This window comes from Streptomyces sp. NPDC031121 (genome assembly GCF_055570615.1).
Genome location: NZ_JBVIGV010000011.1, coordinates 279,749 through 306,457, shown reverse-complemented (window position 1 = coordinate 306,457; position 26,709 = coordinate 279,749). Strand labels below are relative to the sequence as shown.

General features: G+C 73.8%; 26 protein-coding genes and 1 pseudogene. 12 read left to right on the top strand and 15 right to left on the bottom strand.

Annotated features, from left to right (window positions below):
• Positions 1–177: 177 nt before the first annotated feature.
• Positions 178–555 (top strand): DUF6009 family protein, encoded by a 378-nt coding sequence (locus ACZ462_RS22460; protein WP_114059230.1) that lies wholly within the window; start codon positions 178–180, stop codon positions 553–555.
• A 283-nt stretch (positions 556–838) separates the two neighbouring features.
• On the opposite strand, the gene ACZ462_RS22455 is transcribed toward ACZ462_RS22460, so the two are convergent.
• The 4 genes from ACZ462_RS22455 to ACZ462_RS22440 form a co-directional block, all read right to left on the bottom strand.
• Positions 839–1,828: a ParB/RepB/Spo0J family partition protein gene (locus tag ACZ462_RS22455; protein WP_467803246.1), complete on the bottom strand. Its 990-nt coding sequence runs from the start codon at positions 1,826–1,828 to the stop codon at positions 839–841.
• Positions 1,825–3,060 carry a ParA family protein gene (locus ACZ462_RS22450; protein ID WP_467803244.1) on the bottom strand — a complete coding sequence of 412 codons (1,236 nt, stop codon included), beginning with the start codon at positions 3,058–3,060 and terminating at the stop codon, positions 1,825–1,827. The genes ACZ462_RS22455 and ACZ462_RS22450 overlap by 4 nt, the downstream gene beginning before the upstream one ends.
• Before the next feature lie 227 nt (positions 3,061–3,287).
• Positions 3,288–3,962, bottom strand: coding sequence for a ScbR family autoregulator-binding transcription factor (locus ACZ462_RS22445; RefSeq protein WP_467803243.1), 675 nt, complete (start codon positions 3,960–3,962; stop codon positions 3,288–3,290).
• A 279-nt stretch (positions 3,963–4,241) separates the two neighbouring features.
• Entirely contained in the window at positions 4,242–4,787 is a 546-nt protein-coding gene (locus tag ACZ462_RS22440) for a flavoprotein (RefSeq protein ID WP_467803241.1), read from the bottom strand.
• Between the two features lie 50 nt (positions 4,788–4,837).
• On the opposite strand from ACZ462_RS22440, the gene ACZ462_RS22435 reads away from it, so the two are divergent.
• From ACZ462_RS22435 to ACZ462_RS22425, 3 genes are all read left to right on the top strand, one after another.
• Positions 4,838–5,245, top strand: a complete 408-nt coding sequence (locus tag ACZ462_RS22435; protein ID WP_467803240.1) for an SgcJ/EcaC family oxidoreductase — start codon at positions 4,838–4,840, stop codon at positions 5,243–5,245.
• Between the two features lie 67 nt (positions 5,246–5,312).
• Positions 5,313–6,152 (top strand): NAD(P)H-binding protein, encoded by an 840-nt coding sequence (locus tag ACZ462_RS22430; protein ID WP_467803239.1) that lies wholly within the window; start codon positions 5,313–5,315, stop codon positions 6,150–6,152.
• A gap of 10 nt (positions 6,153–6,162) precedes the next feature.
• Positions 6,163–7,131, top strand: a complete 969-nt coding sequence (locus ACZ462_RS22425) for a cupin domain-containing protein (protein WP_467803237.1) — start codon at positions 6,163–6,165, stop codon at positions 7,129–7,131.
• A 303-nt stretch (positions 7,132–7,434) separates the two neighbouring features.
• Here the strand turns inward: ACZ462_RS22425 and ACZ462_RS22420 are convergent, their stop codons facing one another.
• The 4 genes and pseudogenes from ACZ462_RS22420 to ACZ462_RS22405 all read right to left on the bottom strand — a co-directional run bounded on the left by ACZ462_RS22420 (position 7,435) and on the right by ACZ462_RS22405 (position 9,657).
• Entirely contained in the window at positions 7,435–7,728 is a 294-nt protein-coding gene (locus ACZ462_RS22420; protein ID WP_467882583.1) for a hypothetical protein, read from the bottom strand.
• A 35-nt stretch (positions 7,729–7,763) separates the two neighbouring features.
• Positions 7,764–8,212, bottom strand: a pseudogene (locus tag ACZ462_RS22415) (transposase); the annotation flags it as partial.
• 306 nt (positions 8,213–8,518) lie between these two features.
• Positions 8,519–9,163, bottom strand: coding sequence for a LysE family translocator (locus ACZ462_RS22410; protein ID WP_467803235.1), 645 nt, complete (start codon positions 9,161–9,163; stop codon positions 8,519–8,521).
• Positions 9,160–9,657, bottom strand: coding sequence for a GNAT family N-acetyltransferase (locus ACZ462_RS22405; RefSeq protein ID WP_467803234.1), 498 nt, complete (start codon positions 9,655–9,657; stop codon positions 9,160–9,162). Before ACZ462_RS22405 ends, ACZ462_RS22410 begins: the two co-directional genes overlap by 4 nt.
• 207 nt (positions 9,658–9,864) lie before the next feature.
• On the opposite strand from ACZ462_RS22405, the gene ACZ462_RS22400 reads away from it, so the two are divergent.
• Positions 9,865–11,220: an AMP-binding protein gene (locus ACZ462_RS22400; RefSeq protein WP_467803232.1), complete on the top strand. Its 1,356-nt coding sequence runs from the start codon at positions 9,865–9,867 to the stop codon at positions 11,218–11,220.
• Positions 11,221–11,338: 118 nt separating this feature from the next.
• On the opposite strand, the gene ACZ462_RS22395 is transcribed toward ACZ462_RS22400, so the two are convergent.
• The gene (locus tag ACZ462_RS22395; RefSeq protein WP_467803230.1) at positions 11,339–11,629 is read right to left on the bottom strand and encodes a hypothetical protein; all 291 of its coding nucleotides are present in this window, start codon (positions 11,627–11,629) and stop codon (positions 11,339–11,341) included.
• Between the two features lie 186 nt (positions 11,630–11,815).
• Between ACZ462_RS22395 and ACZ462_RS22390 the strand changes: the two genes are divergently transcribed.
• Positions 11,816–13,330 carry an FAD-dependent monooxygenase gene (locus ACZ462_RS22390; protein ID WP_467803229.1) on the top strand — a complete coding sequence of 505 codons (1,515 nt, stop codon included), beginning with the start codon at positions 11,816–11,818 and terminating at the stop codon, positions 13,328–13,330.
• A gap of 138 nt (positions 13,331–13,468) precedes the next feature.
• On the opposite strand, the gene ACZ462_RS22385 is transcribed toward ACZ462_RS22390, so the two are convergent.
• The 4 genes from ACZ462_RS22385 to ACZ462_RS22370 form a co-directional block, all read right to left on the bottom strand.
• Positions 13,469–14,959: a SulP family inorganic anion transporter gene (locus ACZ462_RS22385; protein ID WP_467803228.1), complete on the bottom strand. Its 1,491-nt coding sequence runs from the start codon at positions 14,957–14,959 to the stop codon at positions 13,469–13,471.
• Positions 14,956–15,546: a carbonic anhydrase gene (locus tag ACZ462_RS22380; RefSeq protein WP_467803227.1), complete on the bottom strand. Its 591-nt coding sequence runs from the start codon at positions 15,544–15,546 to the stop codon at positions 14,956–14,958. The genes ACZ462_RS22385 and ACZ462_RS22380 overlap by 4 nt, the downstream gene beginning before the upstream one ends.
• Before the next feature lie 347 nt (positions 15,547–15,893).
• Positions 15,894–16,247 (bottom strand): hypothetical protein, encoded by a 354-nt coding sequence (locus ACZ462_RS22375; RefSeq protein WP_467803226.1) that lies wholly within the window; start codon positions 16,245–16,247, stop codon positions 15,894–15,896.
• A gap of 339 nt (positions 16,248–16,586) precedes the next feature.
• Complete coding sequence (locus tag ACZ462_RS22370) at positions 16,587–17,261, bottom strand: ScbR family autoregulator-binding transcription factor (protein ID WP_467803225.1); 675 nt, start codon at positions 17,259–17,261, stop codon at positions 16,587–16,589.
• Between the two features lie 137 nt (positions 17,262–17,398).
• On the opposite strand from ACZ462_RS22370, the gene ACZ462_RS22365 reads away from it, so the two are divergent.
• On the top strand, positions 17,399–18,244 hold the full coding sequence (locus ACZ462_RS22365) for an NAD(P)H-binding protein (RefSeq protein ID WP_467803223.1): 846 nt from the start codon (positions 17,399–17,401) through the stop codon (positions 18,242–18,244).
• A 48-nt stretch (positions 18,245–18,292) separates the two neighbouring features.
• On the opposite strand, the gene ACZ462_RS22360 is transcribed toward ACZ462_RS22365, so the two are convergent.
• Positions 18,293–19,294: a ScbA/BarX family gamma-butyrolactone biosynthesis protein gene (locus ACZ462_RS22360; RefSeq protein WP_467803222.1), complete on the bottom strand. Its 1,002-nt coding sequence runs from the start codon at positions 19,292–19,294 to the stop codon at positions 18,293–18,295.
• Between the two features lie 466 nt (positions 19,295–19,760).
• Between ACZ462_RS22360 and ACZ462_RS22355 the strand changes: the two genes are divergently transcribed.
• From ACZ462_RS22355 to ACZ462_RS22335, 5 genes are all read left to right on the top strand, one after another.
• Positions 19,761–20,384, top strand: coding sequence for a ScbR family autoregulator-binding transcription factor (locus ACZ462_RS22355; protein WP_467803220.1), 624 nt, complete (start codon positions 19,761–19,763; stop codon positions 20,382–20,384).
• 232 nt (positions 20,385–20,616) lie between these two features.
• Positions 20,617–21,498 carry an AfsR/SARP family transcriptional regulator gene (locus ACZ462_RS22350; RefSeq protein ID WP_467803219.1) on the top strand — a complete coding sequence of 294 codons (882 nt, stop codon included), beginning with the start codon at positions 20,617–20,619 and terminating at the stop codon, positions 21,496–21,498.
• Positions 21,499–21,649: 151 nt separating this feature from the next.
• Positions 21,650–22,342 (top strand): ScbR family autoregulator-binding transcription factor, encoded by a 693-nt coding sequence (locus ACZ462_RS22345; protein WP_467803217.1) that lies wholly within the window; start codon positions 21,650–21,652, stop codon positions 22,340–22,342.
• Positions 22,339–23,106 carry an acyl carrier protein gene (locus ACZ462_RS22340; protein ID WP_467803216.1) on the top strand — a complete coding sequence of 256 codons (768 nt, stop codon included), beginning with the start codon at positions 22,339–22,341 and terminating at the stop codon, positions 23,104–23,106. The genes ACZ462_RS22345 and ACZ462_RS22340 overlap by 4 nt, the downstream gene beginning before the upstream one ends.
• 177 nt (positions 23,107–23,283) lie before the next feature.
• Complete coding sequence (locus ACZ462_RS22335) at positions 23,284–25,197, top strand: beta-ketoacyl [acyl carrier protein] synthase domain-containing protein (RefSeq protein WP_467803214.1); 1,914 nt, start codon at positions 23,284–23,286, stop codon at positions 25,195–25,197.
• Positions 25,198–25,443: 246 nt separating this feature from the next.
• On the opposite strand, the gene ACZ462_RS22330 is transcribed toward ACZ462_RS22335, so the two are convergent.
• A complete protein-coding gene (locus ACZ462_RS22330) occupies positions 25,444–26,529 on the bottom strand; it encodes an AfsR/SARP family transcriptional regulator (RefSeq protein ID WP_467803213.1) in 1,086 nt (361 codons plus the stop codon).
• Positions 26,530–26,709 lie beyond the last annotated feature (180 nt).

Below are 26,709 nucleotides of genomic sequence, written 5' to 3'. Positions count from 1 at the left end.
CCGGACGTGTGCAGCCTCCCCGGGGCGGGCACGCCTACGATGGACAAGGAAGATGAACAGACCCACCGGCCGGCGGCGGCCCGCAGCGCACTGCCGCATATCGGTTTCGGCGCCGCCCCCGGCGTGGACGAACAAGGGGCCCGGAAGGGCCGACGTGAACGAGGAAGGACCCAGGCCATGAGCTCGCTACTGACGGCAAGCGATCTCGCCCACGAGGACAAAGTGGTGTGGCTGGAGGACCCCGAACAGCTCGATTACGTACGGCAGGCCCTGGACAAGACCCCCCGCCGGCGCGGGAAGCCGCGCTACCACCGCGACGGCCGCATGATCGGCTTCACCGAGCTCGGCGACACCGCGGAGGCGGACCCCGACAGCGGCCTGCAGAAGCGGCGCGTCTTCTACCTGCTGCCGCACGACCGGGACGCCGAGCCCGACGGCCTGTACCGGGAGGGCGCGCCGGGCGAAGCCGTCGACCCGCGGACGATCGAGCCGCGGCAGGTCGGCAGGAAGACCGCCCGGTCGCAGCGCGGGCTGTCCGCGCCGACCGTCGCCTGAACCGGCCCCGCGAGGGTCTCGTTCCGGTCCCTTTCAGGTGCGTTTCAGGTCGTTGTCCTTGACGCGGCGGCCGTGGTGGCGGCGGAAACGATGGCCGGAAAGCGACTGAAGCCAATGGCGAATTTCAGTCCCTTCAGTCCCTTCGGTCCCTCCCCCGCTGTCGGCGGCGAGGCCGTGGGGGCGTTAACGGCGTTAACGCCGTTAACGCCAACGGCCGCCGCGGACGGGGCTCGGGGGCGGCGACGGTGCGGTGCCGTCAGCGCCCCCCGTCGTGGGCGTCGCCTCAGATGCGGGTGATGAGCAGCTCGGTCACGGCCTTCAGGTCGTCCGGAGTGAGGTGCGCCGTCAGGGCGTCCGCGATCGTCTCCGGCGAGTCCGTCGCGATGGTGATGCGCGGATGCCCGGCCGGCGACGGCCCCCTGCCGAACGCCTGCACCGTGTCCGCCGCCGTCCCGGCCGGGGCGACCGCCGGGGCGACCGGAGTCGGCCGGGCCGCGGGCGCGACCGCCACCGGAGCGGCCGGGGACGGGGCCGGCGTGGGCGGCGGGGTGTGGGTGCGCTGGCGCGGGGTGACCGTCGCGGCCTCCGCGGCGGCCGCCTCCTGCTGCTCCTGCGGCAGCCGGCCGATGCGGCGGGCCGGCTCCACCTTCAGCTCCCCCGTGTCCACCTTCTCCTGGAGTTCCGGCGTCAGGTTCAGCAGCGCCAGCCGCTGCGACACCCACGCCGGCGTCTTGCCGAGCCGCTTGGCGACCTGCGCCTGGGAGCCGTGGACCTCGACCAGCTCCTGGAGGGCCCGCGCCTGGTCCATGGGCGCCACGTCGACGCGGTGGACGTTCGCGATGAGCGCCGACTCCAGGATGTCCGCGGCCGAGGAGGCGAGCGAGTCGTTCACGTGGATGTGCATCGACTTCAGGCCCGCCAGCTGGGCCGCCGCCAGGCGCCGGTTCCCGTCGATCACCACGTACGGGGCCCGGCCCAGGCCGTCGGTCTGCCCCGGGTGCGCCTCCATGAACGCCATGCGCGTGGCGACCGCGAGAGGCTGGAGCTGGCCGCGTGAGAGCAGGGACTGCGCCAGCTCGTCCAACTCGGTCAGGTCCTCGCGGAGGTTGAACGGGTTGTGCGCGAGGGCCTCGATCGGCACCTCCGACGGCGGCTGGACCCCGGACGTCGGGGCGCCTGTCGCCTCCGCGATCGCGGCGCGGCGGGAGCTGACACCCACCGGCTGGGCCCGGGCGAAGGACGCCGAGACCCCGAGCTTGTCGGCCTTGCTCATGAGATCTCCCTGGCGAGGGCGCGCATCGCGACCGCCTGGTCGCCCTTCGGCGCGTAGACGAAGAGGGGCTGCTTCACACGGACGGCCTCGCGCTGTTCCTTCAGGTCCGGAACGACCGCGACGACACGGGGATCCTTTATGTCCATCCAGGCCTGCAGCGAGGACGTCGCGATGAAGCCGCGGCGGCCGTCGTACAGGTTGACGACCAGCCCGAGGTAGTCGATGTCGAGGCTGAGGTCGTCCCGAAGGTCGTTGATCTGGGAGGTGAGGAGGTCGTAGGCGTCGGCCGACGAGTCCTCCGCCTGGACGACGATCAGCGCGCCCGAGGCGCCCGGCTGCTCGTTCTCGCGGCGGCGCCCGTAGTAGATCGCGGCGTCCATGCTCAGGCCGAGGCTTGGCGGGCAGTCGATGATGACGACGTCGTACTCCGACTCCAGCGGGGTGAGGGCCCGCTCCAGGGCGGCCTCGCGGGCGCGGACGGTGGAGAGGCGGACGTCGAGGAGGAAGGCGTCCGTGCAGGCGGGCAGCAGGTGCAGGCGGTCGCCGAAGCGCTCGTCCGGAATCGGGACGACCAGGTCGGCGAGTGGGCCCTTGGCCTCCCCCGCCATGTGGCAGGTGAGACTGTCGCCGCCGATCGGCAGCGGCTGCTGGCCGAGCTGCTTGGTGAGGTGGCCCTGCGGGTCGAAGTCGACGAGCAGGACGCGCATGCCGAGCCCCGGCAGGTCCTCCAGGTCCAGGGAGCTGCCGGAGCCCGCCGCCGGCGGGGCGGCGAACTGGCGGGCCACGCGCACCGGGTGGAGGGAGTCGGGGTCCTCGGCGAGTGCCTCACCCGTACCGGCGGTGATCGCGGTCTTGCCGACACCGCCCTTCTGGTTGCACACGACGATGCGGCGGACGACGGAGGGGCGCTGCACCGTCGGCGCCGGGTTCATCTCCAGCCACACGCTGACCGCTTGGGCCAGGCCCTGGATGAGGGAGACACCGCGGTCCCTGGCATCGGCGCGGAACGACTCCCACTGGCCGGCGGGCAGCCAGGTGGAGAACGACTCGGCGCCTGAGGTGTCCACGGGGGACGGTGCGGAGGCGAGCGCGCTCCACTGGGCGATGCCCTGGTGGACGGCGTCCTGGATGTCGACCCGGAGTTGGGCGGTGCGGATCTTCAACTCCTGGCGGAGCCACGGCGGCAGCTTGGAGACGACCTTCTCTCGGTCGCTCGGGGTGGGAGAAGTCATGAGAGGGACTTTACTAACGTTCTGCGGTGCGTGTGAGCGGCACGCTTGGGTTTTGCTAACGAATTGGGTCGAGGTGCGGCCACAAGGGGGATACGGGAGCCCGTGGTGGACGGTCCGGGACAGCCGACAGGGCGGCCTCGCACACGCCGTAGCGAGCACCCCCGTGGTTCACCACGGCGCATGCGAGGCCGCCCTGGGCGGCACGTACAGCTCGGACCGAGACCGGGTCAGCCGGCCCCGATCGCCGACGACTCCGCGGCCCCGAGCCCGAGTTCGGCCCGGAGGCCGGGCGCCCCGGCGGCCGCGAAGAGCGGTATGCGGTCCGCAGGGACGATGCCGGGGAGCAGGAACGTCCACAGGTCCGTGATCCGCTCGTGGAGGTCCTTGCGTCCGGTGCGGACGTGCGAGGTGACTTGGATGCCGGTGAACGAGCCGACGAGATACGTCGCCAGGTCCTGCACGTCCAGCGACGGCAGGACGTCCCCCCGCTCCTGGGCCGGCGCGAGGCACACGCGGACCGTGTCGATCCATGCGTCGTACGGTGCCGGATCGGGGTTGGTGAAGGAGCCGAACTCGATGACGAGCCGGATGCCGGCGCGGATGCGCACGTTCGTCCGCAGCCCGTGCGCCATCCGGTGTGACAGGTCGATGGCCGTCTGGAGGCCAGGTTCCTCGATCGCCGGCACGTCTGCGGAGACCTGGAACTGCTCGTCCATCAGCGTCCGCGCCAGGGCTTCCTTGGACCGGAAGTGGAAGTACAGGGCGCCCTTGGTCACTCCGGCGTGGCGGACGACGTCGCTGAGGCTGGTGCCGCCGAAGCCGCTGCTGTCGAAGGCAATGGCGGCACCGTCGAGGATCGCCTGCCGGGTGATCTCGGCACGTTCCTGCCGGGCCCTCGCCACGTACGCCACTCCTGCCGCTGTCAGCCGAGCGGCGGCGCCGCTGCGGCGGTTTTCGTACGGGCCCCGGGACGGGGCCTGCACCGGAGCCAATGTAGTGGGAGGACGGCAAAAAATACCAGTCGACAGGTACTTTTTGACGGGCCGGAGGTGCTGGAGGTGCCGGAAGGGCCGGAGGGGCGTTAACGGCGTTAACGGCGTTAACGCCCCTCCCCCATCGGGCGTCCGGGCCGTGGCCGGCGCCGACCGGGCGTTAACGGCGTTAACGCCCGCCGTGCAGCGCTACGGGACCGGGGGTGCGTCCAGGGCGTTCAGGGCCGTCTGCCAGGGGAAGTGCGGCGGGGCGTCCTGGCCCGCCGGGCCCGGGACGAAGCCGCCCTCGCCGAAGAGGACCGTCACGCCGGCGGTGCGCAGGGTCGCCAGCGACGGCTCGAACTGCGGGTGCGCGGCCAGAGCGGCGTTCGTACACGGCATGGTGACGACCGGGGTGCCCTTGCCTATCGCCTCGGCGGCGACGCCGAGGGCGAAGCGGTCGGTCAGGCCCAGCGCCCACGCGTTCAGGGAGTTGAACGTCGCCGGGGCGAAGAGCACCGCGTCGGCCGTCGGCCAGACGTCGGGCTCGCCGGGAAGCTTGTACTGCCAGCGCACCGGATGCCCGGTGAGGGCGGCCAGCCCGTCGGTGCTGCCGGAGAGCCAGTGCGCAGCCGTCGGGGTGAGTCCCAGGCAGACGTCCCAGCCGCGGGACTGGGCATCCTCGATCACGTGGGCCACGTCGAACACCGGCGGGGCGGCGGAGCAGAGCAGGTAGAGCGTCTTCGTGCTGGTCATAACGACATGTGATCACATTCCTTGACCTCGACCACAGTTGAGGGCCAAGGATGGGTGCCATGAGCGGAGAACACGCGGCCCTGAAGGCCATCGAGCAGGTTGTCGCCGAAGTGCAGCGCACCCAGCGCGCCAAGGACGCGGAGGGCTTCCTGGCCCTGTTCCACCCTGACGCCCTGTGGACCACCGCGCACGGCAAGGTCCTCATCGGCTTCGATGCGATAGCCGACTTCACCCGGTCCGTCCTGCCCGGCGCGAGCTGGGACGGCGAGGTCACCTACGAAGTGGTGCATACGCAGTTCCTGCGGCCCGACGTCGCCGCAGTGAAAGTGCGTCAGCTCTACACCGACCCGGAAGGGCGCCCGGAGAGCGAGGGCGCGCCCCTGTACGTGATGACGCGCAGCGAGGACGGACGCTGGCTGCTGACGGCCTGCCAGAACACCCAGGTTCGCGCCGGGTAGACGCACGCGTATGCGGGCGAGCCTCTCGGCCATGTTCCGTCTCGGGGCGACAGGCTTGACTGGGGGCATGACGCAGACAGAGAAGCAGACGGAGACAGCGAGGAGTACGACCCTCGTCATCGGGGGACGCGGAAAGACCGGGCGGCGCGTCGTCGCCCGGCTCCGGGACATGGGCCGCCCGGTGCGGGCCGGGTCACGGAGCGGGCAGCCCGCATTCGACTGGCACGAGCCCGCCGGGTGGGCGGCCGCCCTCGACGGGGTCGACCGGGTGTACGTGACGTATTACCCCGACCTGTCGTTCCCGGGGGCTGCCGAGCAGGTCGGCGCCTTCGCGGAAGCGGCCGTCGCCGCCGGGGCGCGCCGGCTGGTGCTGCTCTCCGGGCGCGGGGAGCAGGCCGCGCAGCGGGCCGAGGAGGCGCTGAAGGCGACGGGCGCCGACTGGACGGTCGTCCGGGCCAGCTGGTTCAACCAGAACTTCGACGAGGACTTCTTCCTGGAGTCGGTGCGCGCCGGGGAGTTCGCCCTGCCGACCGCGGACGCCGTCGAGGCGTTCGTCGACGCCGGCGACATCGCCGACGTCGTCGTGGCCGCGCTGGAGGACGACCGGCACATCGGCCGCACCTACGAGCTGTCCGGGCCGCGGCTGCTGTCCTTCGGAGACGTGGCGGCCGAGCTGTCGAAGGCGACCGGGCGGCAGATCACGTACGTTCCGATCTCGGACGCGGACTTCCGGGCGGTGCTCCGGGAGCAGGGGCAGCCGGAGGACTTCGCGGACCTGTTCGGGCTGATCCTGGACGGTCGCAACGCCCACCTCGTGCACGGAGTGGAGGAGGTGCTCGGCAGGCCGCCGCGGGACTTCTCCGCGTACGCGCGCGCGGCCGCGGCCACCGGGGTCTGGGACGTGTGAGCGGGGCGGCATGGACATGTTGAGCGGGCTGCTGGAAGGGCCCAAGGCGCGGGGCGCCGTCCTGCTGAAGTCCGTCTTCGACCCGCCGTGGGCAGTCCGCATCGAGGACCAGGCCCCGCTGACGGTCATGACGATGGTGCGCGGGGTGGGCTGGCTCGTGCCCGACGGGGGTGCGCCCGTCCGGATCGCGCCCGGGGACGTAGCCGTCGCACGCGGGCCGGAGCCGTACACGCTGGCGGACGAGCCGGGGACACCGGTGCAGATCACTGTGGACAGCGAGCAGAACTGCAGCCTTCCGGACGGCACCGACGTCAACGGGACGATGGACCTGGGGGTCCGGACCTGGGGCACCACGGTGCCGGAATCCGGGTCGGCCGTCATGCTCAGCGGCACCTACACCGAGCCGAGCGAGGTCGGGCGGCGGCTGCTGGGAGCCCTGCCGACCGTCCTCGTACGACCGGCGGCCGAGGTCGACGCCACGCTGATCGGGCTGCTCGCCTCCGAAGTCTCCCGCGACGAGCCGGGGCAGGAACTCGTCCTCGACCGGCTGCTCGACCTGCTGCTGATCGGAGTGCTGCGCGCATGGCTCGCCGACCCGGGGTCAGGGGCGCCGGGCTGGTACCGGGCGCAGTCCGACCCGGTCGTCGGGCGGGCGGTACGGCTGCTGCACGAGAACCCGGCCCACGGCTGGACGGTCGGCGAACTCGCACGGAAGGCCGGGGTGTCCCGGGCGGCGCTGGCACGACGGTTCGCGGAGGTCGTGGGGGAGCCGCCGATCGCATACCTGACGGGGCTGCGGCTGGCCCTGGCCGCGGACCTCCTCCGAGAACCGGACGCCACCGTGGCGACCGTGGCCCGACGGGTGGGCTACGGCTCGGCGTTCGCCCTGTCGACGGCATTCAAACGAGTCCGAGGCCTCAGCCCCCAACAGGCCCGCACCCAGCCCCCGGCGGGAGCGATCGGCCCGGGTCAGCGTTAACGCCGTTAATGATCGCCGGGCCGCATCGGGGCCTGGCGACGCCGAGCGTTAACGCCGTTAACGCTCGGCTGGCGGTGCCGTTGGAGGAGGGTGCTGCCGACGCCAGGCGTTAACGGCGTTAACGGTCGCCGGTGTGAAGGGGAGGAGAGCCGGCGCTCCGAGCGTTAACGGCGTTAACGGTCCGGCTCATGGGAGGCGACGGGGGAGGGCCCGACGGCGCTCGGCGTTAACGGCGTTAACTGGTTGGGGGCGATCGGTTGGGGGAGGGGGCCTTGTCAACGCCGTTGGGTACTGTCCGGCGGATCATGCTTCGGGGTCGACGGTCTGAAGGTCGTAGAGGTAGGAGCGGTCATCCTTGAAGCTGCGCCAGACGGTGGCCGGGGGTTCGGGTTCGTCAGCGATGCTGTTGAGGGGATGGGCGGTGACGAGGCCGTCCGTGATCTCGCAGTGCCAGCCGTCGGCCGGCGACCAGACGCACCACACCTTCCCGTCCGTTCGGCGGTAGGCAGGACGGCCGTTGTGATCGCCGTTCCGTTCGAAGTGGTGGCGGAGCCCGTCGATATGGCGCACGAAGGTAAAGGATGCGAGTGCCGTCATACCTTCGGCACTGTATGGGATGACGCTGCCGGTGGCTAAGCATTCTGCGTGCAACCAGATGCAGGGCGCATCTCGAGGCGGAGCCAGAGCCGGATTGCGGCGACGGTGACGGTGCCGTGGAAGACGTAGGCCCTCTTGTCGTAGCGGGTGGCGACGCCCCGGGAGTTCTTGAGCCGGTTGATCGTTCGCTCGACCTCGTTGCGGCGTCTGTAGATCTCGCTGTCGAAGCCGGTGCGCCGACCGCCCGTGCTTCCGCGTCTTGTGCGGTTGGCCCGTTGGTCCTTCGGTTCGGGGATGGTGTGCTTGATCTGGCGTCTTCGCAGGTGGCGGCGATTGCGGCGTGACCCGTATGCCTTGTCGCCGCCGAGGCGGTCTGGCCGGGTGCGTGGCCGTCCGCCCTGCGGTGGGGAACGGCGACGCGTTCGAGGACCTCGATCATCTGCGGGGCGTCGCCCCACTGGCCGGGCGTGAGCAGGAACGCCAAAACGGTCGGCTGCCGGTGGTGCTGGGTGAGGGTGCTGCCGACGCCAGGCGTTAACGGCGTTAACGGTCGCCAGTGGGAGGGGGAGGAGAGCCGGCGCTCCGAGCGTTAACGGCGTTAATGGGTGGTGGGCGCTCGGCTGGGGAGGGGGGCCTTGTTAACGCCGTTAATGCTCAGGCGGCGGGGGCGCTCTCGGGAGAGAGCGGCGTTAACGCCGTTAACGGTGAGGGAGGGGGCGGGCTCTCGGACAGGGGCGGCGTTAACGGCGTTAATGATCGTTTCGGGTGGCGGTGACGGGCGGGGCGCGGGTCAGGCTGGGACGGGGGTGCGGGTGAAGGCCGTGCGGAGGGCGAAGACGCCGAGGAGGCCGCCTGCCGCGTACCGTTGCGCGGTCATCACGCGGGGGCGGGCGGCCAGGAACCCCGATACACGTGCTGCGCCCAACATGATCAGAGCGTTCACCGCGAGCCCCACGATGATCTGCACAGCACCGAGCTGCAGCAGTTGTGCCCAGGCCGGGCCCGCCTGGGGGTCCATGAACTGGGGGAGGAGTGCGGCGTACATGAGGGCGATCTTGGGGTTGAGCAGGTTGGTCAGGAGCCCCATGGAGAACAGGCGGGCGTCGGAGACGGGCGGCAGGTCGTGGGACGGGGCGAAGGGTGAGCGGCCACCGGGCTTGAGCATGTCCCACGCCAGGTAGGCCAGGTAGGCGGCTCCGGCAAGTTTGACCACCGTGAACGCCAGCGGTACGGCGGCGAACAGTGCGGACAGGCCGGCGGCCGCGGCCAGCAGGTAGCACACGAAGCCCACCGCGGTCCCGCTCAGACTGACGAGGCCCGCCCTGCGGCCTTGGGTGATCGCGCGCGAGGCGAGGTGGATCATGTTCGGTCCGGGGGTGAGGGCCATGCCCAGTTCGACCAGGGCGACTCCTCCCACTGCGGCGAGACTGATCACCGGTCGACTCCTGCCGTGGGGGCGAGGGGGAGGACGCCGACCGTTTGGCCGCCTGAGGTTTCGCCTGTGAGGTGGAAGCCGAGGTTCAGGTAGAACGGCTCCGGGGTGCCCGGGCCGGGTTCCCACGTCACGTACGCGTGGGTCGCGCCGCGGCGGGCCAGTTCCGCCGTGACCGCCTCGACGGCGAAGCGGCCGTAGCCCTTGCCCTGGTGGACGGCGGATATGTTCAGCCGCCAGATGCCGGAGCGGATGTCCGCGGGGTCCTTCTCCGGGTTCCACGCGATGTCCAGGAACGCCATCACGAAGCCGACGACCTCCTCGCCGTCGACGACGGCACGCGGCCAGGCGACCGGTCCGTGGACGTACGCCTCGGCCAGCGACTTGACCACGGGGGAGACCAGGTGCGCCTGGTCGGGGCGGACTTCGACGGCGCAGACGGCGTCGAAGTTGGCGGCGGTCACGGGTTCCAAGCGCAGATGTGCGGCAGTGCTCATGGGCCGCAGCCTATCGGGGGCGGGTATACGGCCCTCTGGGATGGACGCCCGTTCCGACGGGCAGTCAGGGTGCGTCGCGTGTACGGGGATCCGTCCGGTGCGGGGACGTCCTCGGCGGGCGCACGCAGGGGCCGCGGGCGGTAGGCCGTAGCCTGGCGGTGGAGCGCCGGGTGAGGGCACCCGGCCCCGAACGGCAGGAGGCTGGGCGTGCTGACCGCACTGGACGGGGCGTACGGGGACCGCGCGGACGCGGTCAGTGTCGCCGGACGGGCCGCCTCGTACGAGGAGCTGCTCGCCGCGGCGCGCGCGGTCGCGGCCGATGTGGCCGGGGCGCCGGCGTTCGCCGTGACCGCGACGGCGTCCCTGGAGACGGTCGCCGCGGCGGTCGGCGGGCTGCTGGCGGGGGTCCCGTTCGTCCCCCTGCCGCCCGACGCCGGCCCCGCGGAGCGGGAGCACATCCTGCGGGACTCCGGGGCCGTCACGGTGGACGTGGACTTCGCGCGGAAGTCCGCCGGAGGTCCGGCCGGTGTGGGCGGGGGGCCGGAGGACCCGGCGCTCGTGCTGTACACCTCCGGGACCACCGGCGCGCCCAAGGGGGTCGTCCTCACGCGTGCCGCGATCGCCGCCGACCTCGACGCCCTGGCCGAGGCCTGGCAGTGGAGCTGCGACGACACCCTCGTGCACGGACTGCCGCTGTTCCACGTGCACGGGCTGGTGCTAGGTGTGCTCGGGGCTCTGCGCACCGGCAGCCGGCTCGTCCACACCGGGAAGCCGACCCCCGAGGCGTACGCGCGGGCAGGCGGCAGCCTCTACTTCGGGGTGCCGACGGTGTGGTCCCGCGTCGCCGCCGACACGCAGGCCGCGGGTGCCCTGTCCGGGGCGCGGCTGCTCGTTTCCGGGAGTGCGGCCCTGCCCTCGCCCGTCTTCCGGGACCTGGAGCGGCTGACGGGCCTGCGGCCGGTGGAGCGGTACGGGATGACGGAAACCCTGATCACGGTCAGCGGGCGGGCCGGCGGGGAGGTGCGCCCCGGCACGGTCGGCACCCCGCTGCCCGGCATCCGCACCCGGATCGCCGCCGAGCCCGGTGCCGGGATCGGGGAGCTCCAGCTCACCGGGCCGACGCTGTTCTCCGGGTACCTGGGGCGGCCGGACGCCACCGCGGCCGCGTACACCGAGGACGGGTGGTTCCGTACGGGTGACATCGCCGCCGTCGACGCGGACGGCGTCCACCGGATCGTGGGGCGGGCCTCCATCGACATGATCAAGTCGGGTGGGTACCGGATCGGCGCCGGGGAGATCGAGAACGCCCTGCTGGACCACCCGAAGGTGCGGGAGGCGGCGGTCGTCGGGGTGCCGGACGCGGATCTGGGGCAGCGGATCGTCGCTTTCGTCGTCGCCGAGGGAGTGACCGGCGCCGAACTCACCGACTTCGTCGCCGCCCACCTGTCCGTGCACAAGCGGCCCAGGGAGGTCCGCTTCGTGGCGTCGCTGCCGCGGAACGCGATGGGCAAACCGCAGAAGAAGCTGCTGCTCGCCGGCGAGGCCGGACCGGCGCCGCAGTAGTTCGCTTCACTTATCGGGACTTTGAGTCGCTTCAGTCGCTGCCGGCGCCGGTGCAGCGGCCTGACCTGCGGTTCCGCGGAGGGACCGAGCGCGGCGGCGCCGGCGGTGTCCCGGTCCCTCAGGCGCCGGCCGGCTGCGGGTCGTGGCCGGCCTCCCGCTCCACCGCCGCCCGCAGCTCGTCCACGTCCAGCCCCAGGGTCTCCGCGTAGTGCTCCAGCATGTCCTGCAGGGGCTCGCCGACCTCGCGCCAGTCCTCCCACGCGTCGCGCCAGGCCGCGTGCTGCTCGTCGGTCCATTCCTCCACGTCGCCGAGTTCTTCCTGGAGGCGTTTTACGACGTCGTGCGCCGCGTCGTTCGCCCGCTGGAGGCCGACCAGTTCCTCCAGGTGGTCCGGCAGTTCTTCCTCCATTCCGGAATGTTAAGCGGTCTGGCAACTCCCTTGTGCTACAAGGCAGTTACACCTACTTCAGGCCGTTACGAAAGAACCGGCCATCCGGTATGGTTCCCGCTGCGTGCGGGGGACGCCGGCCGGCGGGCGCCGCACACCGATCGGGCACGGCTTCATGTCGAAGGCGAGCAGGGGGGCGCATCGGGTATGCAAGCGCAAGTGGTCATCATCGGCGGAGGTCCTGTCGGGCTGCTCATCGCGGCCGAACTGGCCGGGTACGGAGTCGACACCGTGGTGCTGGAGGCACAGCAAGCGGTGTCCGAGCGGCCCAAGGCGACGACCCTCCACGCCCGGGCCGTGCAGTGCCTGGCCCGGCGCGGGCACCTCCCGGCGCACGTGCCGCTTTCCGCGGGCGGCGACGGCTGCGGCTGCCCCTTCCACTTCGCCGGGCTGCCCGGCCTGGTGATCACGGCGCCGGAGGGCGAGCCGGAGCCCATCCTCAAGTGGCCGCAGGCCGAGCTGGAGCGGCTCTTCGAGGCCCGCGCCCGTGAGGCCGGCGCGCGGATCCTCCGCAGCCACCGGGTCGCGGAGATCCGCCAGGATCCGGAGGCGGAGGACGCCGCCGGGCCCGGGGGAGCGGTGACCGTCAGAGCCGAGGGGCCGCACGGCCCCCTGACCCTGACCGCCCGCTACGCGGTCGGCGCGGACGGCGCCCGCAGCACGGTCCGCGAACAGGCGGGCATCACCTCCGAGACGCACCCCGCGACCGTTTCCGCACTGACCGGCACCGTCCGGCTGCGCGACGGCGCCCTCGCCGACGGCTGGCACCGCACCCCGCACGGCTGGATCGTCGCCAAGAGCGATCCGCACACCGGCGACACGCACATCCGCACCCTCAACTGCGCGGGCGCCCACACCGAGCGCCACCTGCCGCCCACCCTCGACGAGCTGCGGCGGGAGGTCGCCTGGATCGCCGGCCGCCGCATCGCGATGGACGAGCCGCGCTGGCTCGGCAGGTTCAGCGACTTCGCCCGCCTCGCCGGAACGTTCCGCCGGGGCCGCGTCTTCCTCGCCGGGGACGCCGCGCACGTGCACTTCCCGATCGGCGGCCAGGGCCTGAGCACCGGAGTGCTGGACGCCCTCAACCTCGGCTGGAAGCTCGCCCTCGCCGTCCACGGCCGGGCGGGCGCCGGCCTCCTCGACAGCTACGACCGCGAACGCCGGCCCGCGGCCCGCAGGGTCCTGGACAACACCCGGGCCCAGCTCGCCCTGATGCGGCCCGGCCCGGAACTCGACGCCCTCCGCGCCCTCTTCGCCGCCCTGCTGTCGGCGGACCGCGACGCCGGACACCTGCGGAACATGATCAGCGCCCAGGACACGGTCCTCCCCGGCTGCACCGGGCACACGCCCTCCGGAGGCGGGACGTTCCTGCCGAACATCGCGCTGCACACCCCGGAAGGGGAGACCGACGTGATCAGGCTGCTCCAGGAGGGCCGGCCCGTGCTGCTCCTCTTCGGGGACGGGGCCGAAGCACACCGCGAGACGGCCCGCGACTGGGAGGGCGTCCTGCGCGTGGTCCGGGCCCGCCCCGTGCCCGAAGTCCCGTACGAGGCGCTGCTCGTGCGACCGGACGGGTACGTGGCCTGGGCGCCGGGCGGAGAGGAGCTGGAGACGGTGCTGTCCGCGCACTTCGCCGCACCGGTGGGCGCCGTGCTGCCCTGACGGGCCCCGCCTCCGTGCGGAACCGGAACCGGAAACGGAACACAGGGGGGAGAGCCTCCGATGGGCGTGCGGACGGGGCCCGCCGCGCGTCGGCGGCGGGCCCCGTCGGGCTCCCGGCGGCCGGGGTCCGGCCCCCGGTCAGGCGGCGGAGGGCACGCCGACCGGTTCCGTCACCTCCGAGGCGTGCCGCTCGGCCCAGTTCTCCAGCGCCGTCCGGCAGGCGTGGTCGAGGTGCCGGAGACCGCCGAGGTGCAGTTCGACGGGCCGGTCGTGCGGCAGGGACTCCAGGGTGTCGAGGATCTTCGGCAGCCGCAGGAACGTGGCGTTGCCGGACAGGTGGGCCTGGATGGGGCCGGCGCCCTTGTCGACGACCTCGACCCGGATGTGCGAGGTCTCCCACGCCGTCTTGGCCACGGCCAGCGCCAGCCCGACGAGCACGCCCTCGAACATGCCCACCACCACGATCGCGACGGCGGTGGCCACCAGGACCACCGCCTCCCCGCGGTGCTCCCGCCACAGTGATCCGATCTCCCGTACGGGGATCAGCTTGCAGCCGGCGTGCACCAGGACGCCCGCCAGGGCGGCCACCGGGATCACCCCGAGGGCGGCCGGCAGCAGCGCCGCGAACAGCAGCAGCCACACGCCGTGCAGCACGCGGGACGCCTTGGTCCGCGCGCCGGCCTGGACGTTGGCGGCGCTGCGGACGATGACCGCGGTCATGGGCAGGGCCCCGAGCAGCCCGCACACGGTGTTCCCGGCGCCCTGGGCCATGAGCTCCTTGTCGTACTCGGTGCGCGGTCCGTCGTGCAGCCGGTCGACGGCGGCGGCGCAGAACAGGCTCTCCGCCGAGGCGATCAGGGCGAACGCGAGGACGGTGCCGACGGCGCCGACGCCGGCGAGCTGCGCGAAGTCGCCCGGACCCGGCGGGTTCACCGCGTCCAGCAGCCCCTGCACCTCGACCTTCGCCACCGGCAGCCCCAGCAGGTACACGGCCGCCGTGGCCAGCCCGACCGCGGCGAGCGGCCCCGGCACCGTCTGCACGGCCTTCGGAAGCCGCTTCCACAGCACCAGCACGGCGATCGTGCCGGCGCCGACGGCGAGCGCGGCCGGCGAGGCGGCGGAGCCGAGGGCTCCGGCCAGCGTGCCCGGCAGCTGGAGGATCTTGTCGAGTCCGCCGGAGGGCGCCTTCACCTCGGCCATCGCGTACAGCTGGCCCGCGATGAGGACCAGCCCGATGCCGGCGAGCATGCCCTCGACGACCGCGAGGGAGATGGCGCGGAAGAACCGGCCGAGCCGCAGTGCGGCCATCAGCATCTGGAGCAGTCCGGCCGCCAGGACGAGCACGCCCAGCGCGGCCACCCCGAACTCCTGGACGGCTTCGAAGACGAGCACGGTCAGGCCCGCGGCCGGGCCCGACACCTGGAGGCTGCTGCCGCGCATCGCGCCGGCGACGATCCCGCCGACGATCCCGGTCACCAGGCCGAGCTCGGCGGGCACCCCGGAGGCGACGGCGACGCCCACGCACAGCGGCAGGGCGACGAGGAAGACGACGACCGAGGCCCCGAAGTCGCGGGCCAGGGTCGACGGGTCGGGCAACCGCCGTCCGGCGGTCCTCTCGGGCGCGCTCACAGGGCGAGGAAGGCGTCGGCGTCCGGCTGGTGGGCCAGTACGGAACCGGTGTGGACCTCGTAGAACCAGCCGTGCAGGCGCAGCCGGCCGTCGGCGAGGCGCGCGGCGGCGCTCGGGTAGGCGCGCAGCCGGTCCAGCTGGTCCAGGACGTGGGCCTGGACCGGGCGGGAGAGGTCGGGCGGCGCGGTGCCGGCGCCGGCCGGGAGGGGGGTGGCCTGCTCCAGCCATTCGCGGACGGCGGGCACGGCGGTCAGGTCGTCCCCCCGGGCCATGGCGCCGACGGCGCCGCAGTGGGAGTGCCCGCACACGATGATGTCGGAGACCTCTAACACCTCGATGGCGTACTCGATGGTGGCGGACTCGCCGGCGGGGTGCGGCTGGTCGTACCGCGGGACGATGTTGCCGGCGGTGCGCAGCTCGAACAGCTCCCCGGGGCGGGCCCCGGTGATCAGTGCCGGTACGACCCGGGAGTCGGAGCAGGTGATGAACAGGGCGTACGGGGACTGGCCGGAGGCGAGCCGGCTCAGCTCCTCCGGTTGAGGGGCGAGCTCGGGGAAGGCGCGGGCGTGCTCGATGAGGTGTTGCATGTCATGCCTCCTGATGCGTCTGAGGGCGCGTCGGTGTGACGTGTGATGTGAGGTGAGTAAGGAGTGACTCAAGGGGCGCTAGAGAATGGAATGAGTCCGAAAAACGTCGGTACGGGTGGCAGGCAGGCCGCGTTCCGGGCATGGCGGGCGCCGGGCCGGCGGGCATGCGGAAGCAGCGCGGGAGTGGCAGGCCGCCGCGGAGGGCGGCCGGCCGCGCCGCGGGATGCGGCGCACTCCGGCGTACGGTGGCGCACGGTGGACGGGACGGGCGTACGGCGGCACGCGCGGCGGACCGGGGTGGGGTCAGCAGCCGGCGGCGGGCATCGCGGCGCTCTGTGCGGCGCCGGTCAGCAGCGGAAGGCCTGGATCGCCGCGAGGCGTCTCGCCCCCGACACGGGGGCCGGCACGCACGCGCCGGAGGTGCCGGTGGCGGTCGGAGGCCGGTCGTCGTCCGCGGCGCGGGCGCCGTTCCGGCCGGGCCGGTCCACGCCGGTGGAGCCGGAGCGGACGGCGTTGCGGCAGTGGCTCGGTGCCGGCTTCGCCGCGGGCGCGGCCTCTTCGCACAGCAGGCTCTCGGCGCCGGCGGCGAGCGACAGCACGGGGCGGCTCTCGGGGGGCCCGCCACCGCGGGCGAACAGCAGGGCCAGGAGGGTGGCGGCCAGTGCCGCCAAGAGGAACCGGCCGGTACGGGATCGTGTCACGGCTCGGCTCCTCCCACGGCAAGAGTCGGTGCACACAACGGCGGACCGGGGGTGCGGTGGCCGCCCCCTGACGGTGACGCTAGCACCTCAACCTTGAGTGGAATGTTAACCGGACGTGACCATAGCCCCTCAGGAGTGGCCGGATCCTGAAGGGTTGGCGCTCTGGCACTCCGCCGCGAAGAGGCGTCGCCGGAGGGGCAGTCGGGGGCGGCGGCCGGAGCGGCCGGGGGAGGCGCGCGGCCCCGGGAGCGGGGGCGGACGCGCGGGCGGGACCGCTCGGATGCGCGGCCCTGCCCGCGCCGCGGGCGCGGGTGTGCCCCGGCCCGGCGGCGGCGGTCGTCAGGCGGCGCCGGCGGGCGTGGCCTCGCGGGCGGCGAGGTTCTCCAACGCCTCCGCGTACACGGCGGCGCCCCGGTGCTCGGACAGGTCCAGCGAGGCCAGCACGGACGGGATGACCACGCTCGGCAGGACGTGCCGCATCAGCGCCGACACCCGGCCCACCAGGTCGCGGTACTCGCAGATCGCCTGCGACATGGACTGGATGCCCGCGAAGGAACCCACGATGACGTCGGCCGTCTCGGACGGCACGACGTGCGGCAGCAGCTCGCCCTGGGCCTGTGCCCGCTGGAGCAGTTCCAGGCCGACCTCGCCCCACCGCAGGAACGGACCGCTGCGGTCCAGGCCCTGGGCCAGCTGGTCCATCGACAGGCGGACCCCGGCGCGCACCATCGGATCGGTCTGGAGGCGGTGGGCGTGCAGCATCACCACATCCACGATCTCCTGCATCTTGGAGGCGCGGGGCGGGACCACGAGCTGCTGGTCCTGTTCGGCGAGCACTCCCTGCGCGAGGTCTTCCTTGGACTGGAAGTGGAAGTACAGTGCCCCCTTCGTCACCCCTGCGGTGGTGAGGATCTCGGAGATCGTCGCCGCCTGGTAACCGCGCTCTTCGAAGATCTTGGCCGCTGCGGAGAGGATCGTCTTGCGTGTGCGGATGGCACGGACCTGCTCAGCCACGTGACACCTACCTCCTCGGGTTAGGCGAACCGATGAAGGCTCAGAAAAAACCGTCCAGTTCGTATTTTACAAAGCGTAACGGCTCCGAGGACCCCGCACCACTAACAGGTGTAACTTTCAGTCAAGTTGGGACGCCCATGATCCTTGTGACCGGCGGCAGCGGCACGATAGGCCGCGAAGTGCTCCGCCTCCTCCCCTCCGACGTGCGCGTTCGCGTCATGGCCCGGGTGCCGGAACGCCTCGCGGGAGCGCCCGCGGCCGCCGAGGTCGTCCGCGGCGACTTCGGCGATCCGCACTCCGTCGCAGCCGCCCTGGCCGGGGCGGACGCGGCCTTCCTCGTCACCAATCGTGTGGAGGAGGACGACGGCCGGTTCCTGCGGGCCGCGCGTGCGGCCGGCGTGCGGCACGTGGTCAAGCTCTCCGCCGCCGCCGTCGAGGACCCCCTCGCCGACGACGCCGTCACCCGCTGGCAGCGGCGCAACGAGGAACTCCTGCGCACCTGCGGGACGGCCTGGACCCTGCTGCGCCCCCGCTCCTTCATGTCGAACGCGCTCTCCTGGGCCGGGTCCGTCCGGGACCAGGGGGTCGTCCGCGCCCTCCACGGCCGTTCGCCCAACTCCTGCATCGACCCGCGGGACGTCGCCGAGGTGGCCGTACGGGCGCTCACCGGGCGGATACCGCCTGGCGGCGCGCACACGCTGACCGGCCCCGAGGCGCTCACCGCCGCCGGGCAGACGGCCGTCCTCGCCGGGCTGCTGGGGCGTCAGCTGCGGTTCGAGGAACTGGGCGCGGAGCGGGCACGCGCCGCGCTCGCCGCACGCCACCCCGAGGAGGTCGTCGAGGCGCTGCTGAAGAGCGCGGAGCGGCAGCGGGCCGGGGCGAAAGCCGGGGTGGACGGTACGGTTCCGCGCCTGCTGGGGCGGCCTGCGGGCTCCTTCCGCCGGTGGGCGGCCGACCACCTGGCGGCCTTCGCCGGCGGGTGACGGCCGGGCGGAGGGGGCGGCGGCGCCGCTCCGGGCCCGGCCGGGCCGTCACAGCCCGTGGCGGCCCGCGGTGACCGTGGCCGTGAAGACGGCCTCGCCGCCCTGGCGGGCCGTCACCACCACGGTCTCCTCGCCGTCGGGGCCGGTGCCCGGCGCGCGCACCGCCTCGATCGTGCAGGGGGCGTCCAGCTCCGCGTACTTGGTGAACTCGCTGGCGAGGCCGAGGGGCAGGTAGGAGGAGCGGCCGAGCGCGGCGGCCGTGGCCTGGCGGGCGGCCTCCAGCAGGACCATGCCCGGCACGTGGTCCACCGCGTGCTCGAACAGCACGGGGTGGCTCGTGTCCACGCGCAGCTGCCAGCGGTCCTGCTCGCCGGTGGGGGAGAGCACGACGTCCATGGGCGACATGCGGCCCACGCTCTGCGGGGCCGCCGGGCTGATCAGCGGCAGCCGGTACCAGTCGCCGTCGAGGGTGTGGCCCTGGCGGATCCGGCGGTAGACCGCGGGCGCCATGCAGGAGAAGGAGCCGCCGCCCGTGGCGACGACGTGGCCGTCCCGGTGCAGGACCGCCTCGAAGCGCAGACCTGACAGAGCTGTTCCGCGCCGGTTGACCTCGGTGCACGTGACGTCGATCGTCAGTGCAGCGGGTTCGAGGCCGACCCGCAGGTGCCGGGGCTCGACGTGGATGTACAGGTCCCGGATGGCGAAGTGGTGGCCGAACGGCACGCCGAACTCGGCATGCCCCAGCAGGATTCCGATCTGGCGGACGGTCTCGCAGGCGATCAGCGGGTCGTGGTGGCCGCCGGCGACGGGGGTGAAGAAGCTGTGGCCGCGCGGCCACTGGGCCGCCATCACGAAGTGCGTGTCGTCCACCCTGGCCCAGTCGGTGAGCACCACCTCGGCGACGGCCGAGCGGTGCACCAGCTCCTTCGGGACCGTCGTCGTCAGCGGTGTGGAGAAGGAGCTGCCGGGACGGGTGGCGAACGGCGCGAAGGCCGCCCTCATGTCTCCGTCGAACGTCGTGCGCTCAACCTGGAACGTGCTCGCAGACATCGATCCCCCCTGGGTCCGTTTGAGAGCGAGTCGGGTACGGGTTGCCCCTTGGCCGGGAAAACTACATACCAACCGGTTTAATTTCTAGTGGCTGTCGGAGAGCGTTGCCGAAATTGGCGGAGGCGTTGACTCCGAGTCGCCCGCTCCTTGCCCCCGAGTCGGGCACGATCCGGCGTTTCCGCTGGTCGCCGTGGTGTGGGGGTGAGGGAGGGGGACGAGTCGGCCCTGAGTGGCCCTTGAGGGGGCCTCGAACGGGCGCTGCCGGGGCGGGAGGCCGGGCCTGTCCGAACTACGCCCCTGTGGCATACGGCCCGTCGCCGTGCAGCAAAAACCGCGAAGGCGGTTTGTTAGAGTCATCGTCAGTTGGGGCTGCTGCCCTGCCCCCTCCCGTGCGCCGCGGCTTCCGAGCACGACTCCGGTCCGGCTTCGGCAAGCACGGCACCCCCCGGCACTGACGGAGCAGTCGATGACCAAGCAGGAGCGTGCCGTCCGCACGCGTGGAACCCTGATCCGGTCCGCAGCCGAGGTCTTCGGCAGAGAGGGGTACTCGGTCGCCTCGCTCGCGGCGATCAGCTCGCTGGCCGGGGTGAGCAACGGGGCCCTGCACTTCCACTTCTCCAGCAAGGCCGTCCTGGCCGACGCCGTCGAGGCCGCCGCCCTCGCGCGCCTGGCGCAGCTGGTCGGCGGGCCGCTCCCGCCGACCGCACCGGGCCGGGTTCAGCACCTCGTCGACACCACGCACCGCCTCGCCGGCGCCCTGCGCACCGACCCCGTGCTGCGCGCCGGCTTCCAGCTGGCCGGCGAGTCCTCCCGCCCGCCGCGGCACGACCTGCGCGAGCACTGGCGCGCCTGGGTCGAGGAGGCCGTACGCGGCGCGGAGGCGGCGGGCGGACTCCGCGCCGGCGTGGAGGTCCGGGACGCGGCTGCCGCCGTGGCCGCCGCGACCACCGGCCTGGAGGTCCTCGGCGTCCGCGACGGGGAATGGCTTTCGGCCGCCGCGGTCGCCGGGCTCTGGCGGCTGCTGCTGCCGGCCCTCGTGCCGGAAGCCGTCGTCGAGGGGATCGAGGTCGCAGGAGCCTGCCCGCTGTAGAGACCCTCCGGTCTGTTTCCAGCGGAACGCGGCATGATTCCGGTGGGATGCGGGTGTGGTCCGGGAGGTTGCCCCCGGGTCACGTCGGTGTGAACTCGCGCTTTGAGCAGGCAAGTTGAGTGGCTCTCGAGTGTGACCAGGTATCAAAACAGCACGGTCGGTTTTGTATTGACAAACCGTCGGACCTGTTTTTTACTGAGTGCGGCTCATCCACGAACCAGGGGAGTACGGCGTGGACATCGAAGTACTGGGCACACTGGCGGTTCGGGAACAGGGCGTCTCCATTACGCCGACCGCCCCCAAGCCGCGACAGGTTCTGGCGCTGCTCGCGCTCCATGCCGACCAGGTCGTCCCGGTGTCGGCCCTCATCGAGGAGCTGTGGGCGGGCACCCCGCCGCGCAGCGCCCGCACCACCCTCCAGACGTACGTCCTCCAGCTGCGGGCCCTCATCGCCGCCGCCCTCGACCGGGCCGAGGCCCGGTCCGCCGAGAGCGGCCGGGACGGCCACGCCGCGGAGGACGGGGCGGCCGCCGGCCGGCGCACCGCCAAGGACGTCCTCGTCACCCTGCCCGGCGGCTACCTGCTCAACAGCGGCGGCGGCACCAGCGACGTCCGCGAGTTCGACCGCCTCGCCGGCATGGGCTACCGCGCCATGGACGCGGACGACTTCCCCGGCGCGGCCCGGCTGCTCCGCGAGGCGCTGTCCCTGTGGTCCGGCCCCGCCTTCGCCGACGTCCAGGGCGGCGTCCAGCTCGACATGGAGACGCGCCGGCTGGAGGAGACCCGGCTCTGCGCCCTCGACCAGCGCATCGAGGCCGACATGCGCCTCGGCCGGCACCGGGAGCTGCTCGCCGAGCTCACCGTCCTCGTGAGCCGCTACCGCACCCACGAGAACCTGCACGGGCAGTTCATGCTGGCCCTGCACCGCTCCGGCCGCCGCGGCGAAGCCCTCGACGTCTACCAGCGGCTGCGTGCCACCCTCGTGCGCGAGCTCGGCATCGAGCCCTCCGCGGCCCTGCGCAGACTGCAGCGCTCCATCCTGATGGCGGCCCCGGAGAACCAGCTCGACAGCGCCGCCAAGGCGGCCAGCGAGCGGCTCGTACGCGTCGGCTGACATGGCCGGCGCGCGCAGGACCACAGCCGGGGCCACGGGTGCCGCGGCCGGGACCGCGGGCAGGACCGCGGCCGGGACCGCAGGCAGGGCCGGCGCCGCGGGCAGCGCGGGCAGGCCCGGCGGCGTGACCGCGGGCCGGGGAGGCGGAGCCGTGCAGGAGAGGTCGGAGCGCACCCGCCGGCGGCTCGTCCGGGCCGGCGCCGAGATGTTCCACCGCAACGGCTACGCACAGTCCACGCTAGGCGACATCGCCCGCACCGCCGGCGTCACCAAGGGCGCCCTGTACTTCCACTTCGGCTCCAAGGACGAACTCGCCGAAGCCGTCCAGCAGCGCGGCGCGGCCCTGCTCGGCGACACCGTGCGCGAGCTGCGCGCCGCCGGGGCCTCCCCGCTGCAGGCGCTGGTCACCACCACGCACTGGCTGGCCCGCGCCCTGCACGACGACCCCGCCGTCCCGGCGAGCTTCCGCATCACCAAGGAGTGCACCGGCCGGCCCGCCGGAACCGCCGACTTCCACCGGACGTGGCTCGGCGCCGTCCGCACCCTGCTGCGGCAGGCCCGCGACGCCGGCGAACTGCGGCCGGGCCTCGGCTGGGAGAGCGCCGAGTCGCTCGTCGCCGCGGCCGCCTGCGGCATCGAGGCGCTGGCCGCCGCCGGCATGCCGAACGACGAACTGCGCAGCAGGGTCGCCGCCATGTGGGAGCTGCTGCTGCCCGGCCTCGTCCCCGGCACCGCCGCCGCGTACGCCGTCCGCCCGCCGGGGGAGCAGCCGGCCGGGCCGCCCGCGTCCGCCACGGCGCCGCGCCGCCCCGCCACCGCCGAGCCCCTGGAGTGCCGCCGATGACGACCGGTGAACACCCCCTCCCCGACGCCGCACCCGCACCCGCACCCGCCCGCGCCGCCGCGGAGGCCGGCGCGCCCGCGGAGGTGCCCCCCGACGTCCTGGCCGACGTCATCGGCGTCCTCGGCGACGTCCTGCGGACCGACGCCGCCCGGATCGACCCGCGGCAGACCTTCCGGTCCCTCGGCATGGACTCCCTGCTCACCGTCGAACTCGTCGCGGTCGTCAACGCCCGCCACGGCACGGCGATCCTGCCGACCGACCTCTACGACCACCCCACCCCCGAGTCGTTCGCCGCGCAGGTGGCCGCGGAGCTGCACCGGACGGGCGCCCCCCGCCCCGGCCACGGCCCCGGCCGGCTCCCGGCGGACGCGCCGCCGGCCGCCGCGAGTCCCGGACTGCCGCCGTCCCCGCCCGCCAGCGAGATCGCCGAGGCGCTGCGCGAACAGCTCGCCGCCGTGCTCGGCTGCGACGTGTGGGAGATCGGCCCCGCCGCCGACTTCACCACCCTCGGCCTGGACTCCGTCCTCGGCGCCGAGTTCGTCGCCACCCTCAACCGCACCTTCGGCCTGCGGGAGCGCGCCGTCGTCCTCTACGACCACCCCGACCTGGCCGCGCTGTCCGAGCACGTCGCCGCACTCCTGCGGGCCGCGCCCCGCACGCCCGCCACCCTCGGCGCACGCGAACTCGACGTGCTCCTCGACGCCGTGCGCGACGACCGGCTCACCGTGGACGAGGCCCTCGTCCTGCTGTCGCGGCACGGCTAGTGCTGTGGCCGGGAGGGTTTGCCGGATCGCGGTGTCCGGTGCGGTGCATCCCAAGGCGGAGGACCGCGGCGCGTACGGGGCGTACGAGCGCGGTCCGACAACGCGGCGAGGCGCCGTGCCGGGCGCCGTGACCCGGTGAACCCTCCCGGCCACAGCACTGGCGGAAGTCGCGTCCGGATGGACGAGAGGGAGATCCTGACCCGGTTCCGCGACGGCACGCTGGACCGCGGGCAGGCCATGGCCCTGCTCGCCGGGGTCGTCCCGCCGGCCGTGCAGGCCGCCGCCGGCGCCCCGGCCGCCCCGGCCTCTCCGGCTTCCCCGGCCGCCCCGGCCTCCCCGGCCTCCCCGGTCCCGCTGTCCGCTCCCGCTCCGCCGGCCGCTCCGGCCCGCGCCTCCGCCATCCGGGCCCCGGGAGCCACGGCCGCCGCCCCCGCCCCGTCCCCCGCCCCGTCCCCCGCCCCGACCCGCGAAGGGGCCGGCGCGGTCGCGCCCGTCGCCGTCGTCGGCATGGCCCTCCGCCAGCCGCAGGCCCCCGACGCCGCCTCCGCGTGGCGGCAGCTGCGCCGCGGGCAGTCCACCGCCTCCGCCCCGCCGCCCTGCCGGGAGCCCGCCGGCGCCGGCCACTACCTGGACGCCGTACAGGACTTCGACGCCGAGTTCTTCGGCATCGACCCCGCCGACGCCTCTCTCGCCGACCCGCAGGAGCGGCTCTTCCTCGAAACCGCCTGGGAGGCCCTCGAGGACGCCGGCTGCACCGGGAGCCGCCTCGACGCCCTGCGCGCCGACGACGGCACACCCCGCAGCGTCGGCGTGTACGCGGGGGCCGGCAGCGGCGAGTACGCGCTGCTCGCCGCCGCCTCCGCGGGCGGCGAGGCGGGCGGCGGCCGCCCGGTGCCCCGCCCCGACAGCTGGAACCTCGCCAACCGTGTGTCCGCACTGCTGCACCTGACCGGCCCCAGTCTCACCCTCGACACCGCCGAGTCCTCCGTCCTGGTCGCCCTCCACCACGCGCTGGCCGCCCTGCGCCGTGGGGAGTGCCGGGCGGCCCTCGTCGGCGGCGTACGGCTGCTCCTGCACCCTTCCGGCCGGCTGCCCGGAGCCGGCGAGGCCGTCGGTGCCGTCGTGCTGAAACCCCTCGAACGGGCCCTCGCCGACGGGGACACCGTGCACTGCCTGGTCCGCGGCAGCGCCGTCGGGCACGTCCCCGCCGGACCGGACACGGCCGGCGGGCCCGCGGAGCGGCTCGTCCGGGCCGCCCTCCGGGAGAGCGGGCCCGAACCGGCCGCGGAGCCGCCCGTGGAGGACGCCGCCTCCGTGGCCGCGGCCGTCGGCGACGCCGACGCCGCCACCGGCATGGCCGTGCTCGCGCGGGCCGTCCTCCAGCTGCGCCACGGCACGCTGCTGCCCCGGCCCGGCGGCCGGCCTCCGGCCGAGGACCCGCAGCCGGCCGGCACGGCGGGCCCGAGGCGCGCCGCGGCCTGCGTACGGGGTGCGGGCGGCGTGGAGGCGTACGCGGTCCTGGAGGAGTACGCCCTCGACCGGCCTGCCCATCCTCCGCGAGAGCGCGAGCCCGTACGGGTCCGTGCGCGGGCCGGAGAGGGGGCGGCCGGCGGCGGTCCGGCCGAGCTGGTGCTGCTCTCCGCGCCCACTCCGGCCCATCTGGCCGCCACCGCGCACCGGTTCGCCGCCTTCCTCACCGCCCCGGGACCCCGGCCCGAGCTGGCCGACCTCGCCCGCAGCCTCCGTACCGGCCGCGCGGCCATGCCCTGCCGGTACGCCGCGCTCGCCACCGGCACCGAACCGCTGGCCCGGCGGCTCGCCGGCCTCGTCCCGGGCGACGCGACCGACCTGCGCCACGGCGGCGCCGACCCGCTGCGCCTGGGCGCCGTGCCCGAGACCCGCGCCTACCTCGCCGCGCTGTGGGCGGGCCGCCGCCTGGACCAGCTCCGCGACCTGTGGCTGGCCGGGGTCGACGTGGACTGGGCCGCGCTGGAGCAGGTCCGTACCGGCGCGGGGGCTGCGGTCGTCCCGCTGCCGCCGTCGGCGTTCCTGCGCAGCACCCACTGGCTCGGCGGCGGCCCCACCGAATAGCGCCCCCGGTCGCTGCCCGAGCCGAACGCCCGCCGCGGGGCGGCAGACCGGACGGGCCGCGGCCTGATTTTCCCGTACTCAGTGGCGAACCGCCCTCGAGCCGCCTTCCGCGGGCCTTCCGGGCACCGTCCGGTCTTTTTCCGGTTCCCGACCCGGAAAACGCTTCGGAGTGCTCCGGCCGCTCTGCGGCGTGGCTTGCCGGTCGAGAATCGGACGGGAAATACCGCACGGTTATCCGAGGGGTACTCAGGGCCTGTCGGAATTGACCGCCGGGGAAAGTCCCCACGCCGGATCGGCGAGCGCCTCCGCAGCCTGCCGACCGTCATCCGGAACCGGCTGCCGCAGGCGCGGGCGGGCCGCCGCGCCGGACAGCTCCTGGAGCCGCCGCAGCAGGACCTGCTGCTGCCGCCCCAGCGTCGCGATCCGGTCGCCCAGCAGTGCGATCTCACGGCGCAGCGCCGGCAGCTCCGCCTCCGCGCCGTCCGCCGCCGGACCCGGGCCCGCCTGCACGGCAGCCGCGGGGGCCGGGGCCGTCAGGGAGGGGGCGTGCCGCAGGATCTCCTCCATCCGGCCGTGCAGCGCCGGCCCCGGCTCCACTCCGAGCCCGTCGACCAGCCGCCGGCGGGCGCGCTCGTACACGCCGAGCGCCTCGCCCTGCCGGCCGCACCGGTACAGGGCGAGCATCAGCAGGTCGTAGAACCGCTCCCGCAGCGGATGGCGGGCCGTCAGCCGCTCCAGCTCCCGTACCGAGTCGGCGTGCCGGCCGCAGCGCAGCCGCGCCTCGTACAGCGCCTCCAGCGTCGTCAGCCGCAGCTCCTCCAGCCGGTCCGCCTCGCCCGCGCAGATCGGCCCGCGCGCCCCGCCGTCCAGGGCCGGCCCCCGCCACAGCGCGAGCGCCGAACGCAGCAGTCCGGCCGCCCGCTCCGGGTCCTCGGCGAGGGCCGCCCGGCCCTCCGCGGACAGCAGCTGGAAGCGCTGTGCGTCGCTCGACGCGCCGCCCGGCCGCAGCAGGTAGCCCAGCGGGTGCGTGCTGATCCACTCCGCCTGCTCGCCGTCCGGGCCCGCCGGCCCCTGCGGCAGCAGCCGGCGCAGCCGCGCCACGTGCGCCTGGAGGGCGTTCGCGGCGGACGCCGGGGGGCGGTCGCCCCACAGCTCGTCGACGAGCCGGTCCGCGGCCAGCACCTCCCCGGCCCGTACGACGAGCGCGGCGAGCAGAGTCCGCTGCTTCGGGCCCGACGGCACCACGCGCACCCCCGCGCGGTGGTCGTGGACCTCCACCGGACCCAGGATGCGGAACTCCACACCGCTGCCGCTGTACGCGCCGAATTCCATGCTGCCTCCTCCCGGAGATCCGGTGGGATGCGCGCAAAAACCGACCCCGGTTCGAAATCTAGCAGCTCGAACGGCCGCGGCAAGCGCCGCCGTCGGAGGCCCGCTCGACGCCTGCTCAAGAATTCCGGGACATTGTCCGGGACCGGGCTACCGTTCCCGTTCGGAGTCTGAAAATCGATG

Bases quoted from the DNA above. Each gene is read 5' to 3' on its own strand.
- ACZ462_RS22355 (WP_467803220.1), top strand. From the start codon at position 19,761: ATGACCAAGCAGGAGCGTGCCGTCCGCACGCGTGGAACCCTGATCCGG.
- ACZ462_RS22455 (WP_467803246.1), bottom strand. From the start codon at position 1,828: ATGAGCAAGGCCGACAAGCTCGGGGTCTCGGCGTCCTTCGCCCGGGCC.
- ACZ462_RS22425 (WP_467803237.1), top strand. From the start codon at position 6,163: ATGGACATGTTGAGCGGGCTGCTGGAAGGGCCCAAGGCGCGGGGCGCC.
- ACZ462_RS22340 (WP_467803216.1), top strand. From the start codon at position 22,339: ATGACGACCGGTGAACACCCCCTCCCCGACGCCGCACCCGCACCCGCA.
- ACZ462_RS22430 (WP_467803239.1), top strand. From the start codon at position 5,313: ATGACGCAGACAGAGAAGCAGACGGAGACAGCGAGGAGTACGACCCTC.
- ACZ462_RS22365 (WP_467803223.1), top strand. From the start codon at position 17,399: ATGATCCTTGTGACCGGCGGCAGCGGCACGATAGGCCGCGAAGTGCTC.
- ACZ462_RS22460 (WP_114059230.1), top strand. From the start codon at position 178: ATGAGCTCGCTACTGACGGCAAGCGATCTCGCCCACGAGGACAAAGTG.
- ACZ462_RS22395 (WP_467803230.1), bottom strand. From the start codon at position 11,629: ATGGAGGAAGAACTGCCGGACCACCTGGAGGAACTGGTCGGCCTCCAG.
- ACZ462_RS22420 (WP_467882583.1), bottom strand. From the start codon at position 7,728: ATGACGGCACTCGCATCCTTTACCTTCGTGCGCCATATCGACGGGCTC.
- ACZ462_RS22435 (WP_467803240.1), top strand. From the start codon at position 4,838: ATGGGTGCCATGAGCGGAGAACACGCGGCCCTGAAGGCCATCGAGCAG.
- ACZ462_RS22360 (WP_467803222.1), bottom strand. From the start codon at position 19,294: ATGTCTGCGAGCACGTTCCAGGTTGAGCGCACGACGTTCGACGGAGAC.
- ACZ462_RS22330 (WP_467803213.1), bottom strand. From the start codon at position 26,529: ATGGAATTCGGCGCGTACAGCGGCAGCGGTGTGGAGTTCCGCATCCTG.
- ACZ462_RS22335 (WP_467803214.1), top strand. From the start codon at position 23,284: ATGGACGAGAGGGAGATCCTGACCCGGTTCCGCGACGGCACGCTGGAC.
- ACZ462_RS22405 (WP_467803234.1), bottom strand. From the start codon at position 9,657: ATGAGCACTGCCGCACATCTGCGCTTGGAACCCGTGACCGCCGCCAAC.
- ACZ462_RS22390 (WP_467803229.1), top strand. From the start codon at position 11,816: ATGCAAGCGCAAGTGGTCATCATCGGCGGAGGTCCTGTCGGGCTGCTC.
- ACZ462_RS22440 (WP_467803241.1), bottom strand. From the start codon at position 4,787: ATGACCAGCACGAAGACGCTCTACCTGCTCTGCTCCGCCGCCCCGCCG.
- ACZ462_RS22450 (WP_467803244.1), bottom strand. From the start codon at position 3,060: ATGACTTCTCCCACCCCGAGCGACCGAGAGAAGGTCGTCTCCAAGCTG.
- ACZ462_RS22380 (WP_467803227.1), bottom strand. From the start codon at position 15,546: ATGCAACACCTCATCGAGCACGCCCGCGCCTTCCCCGAGCTCGCCCCT.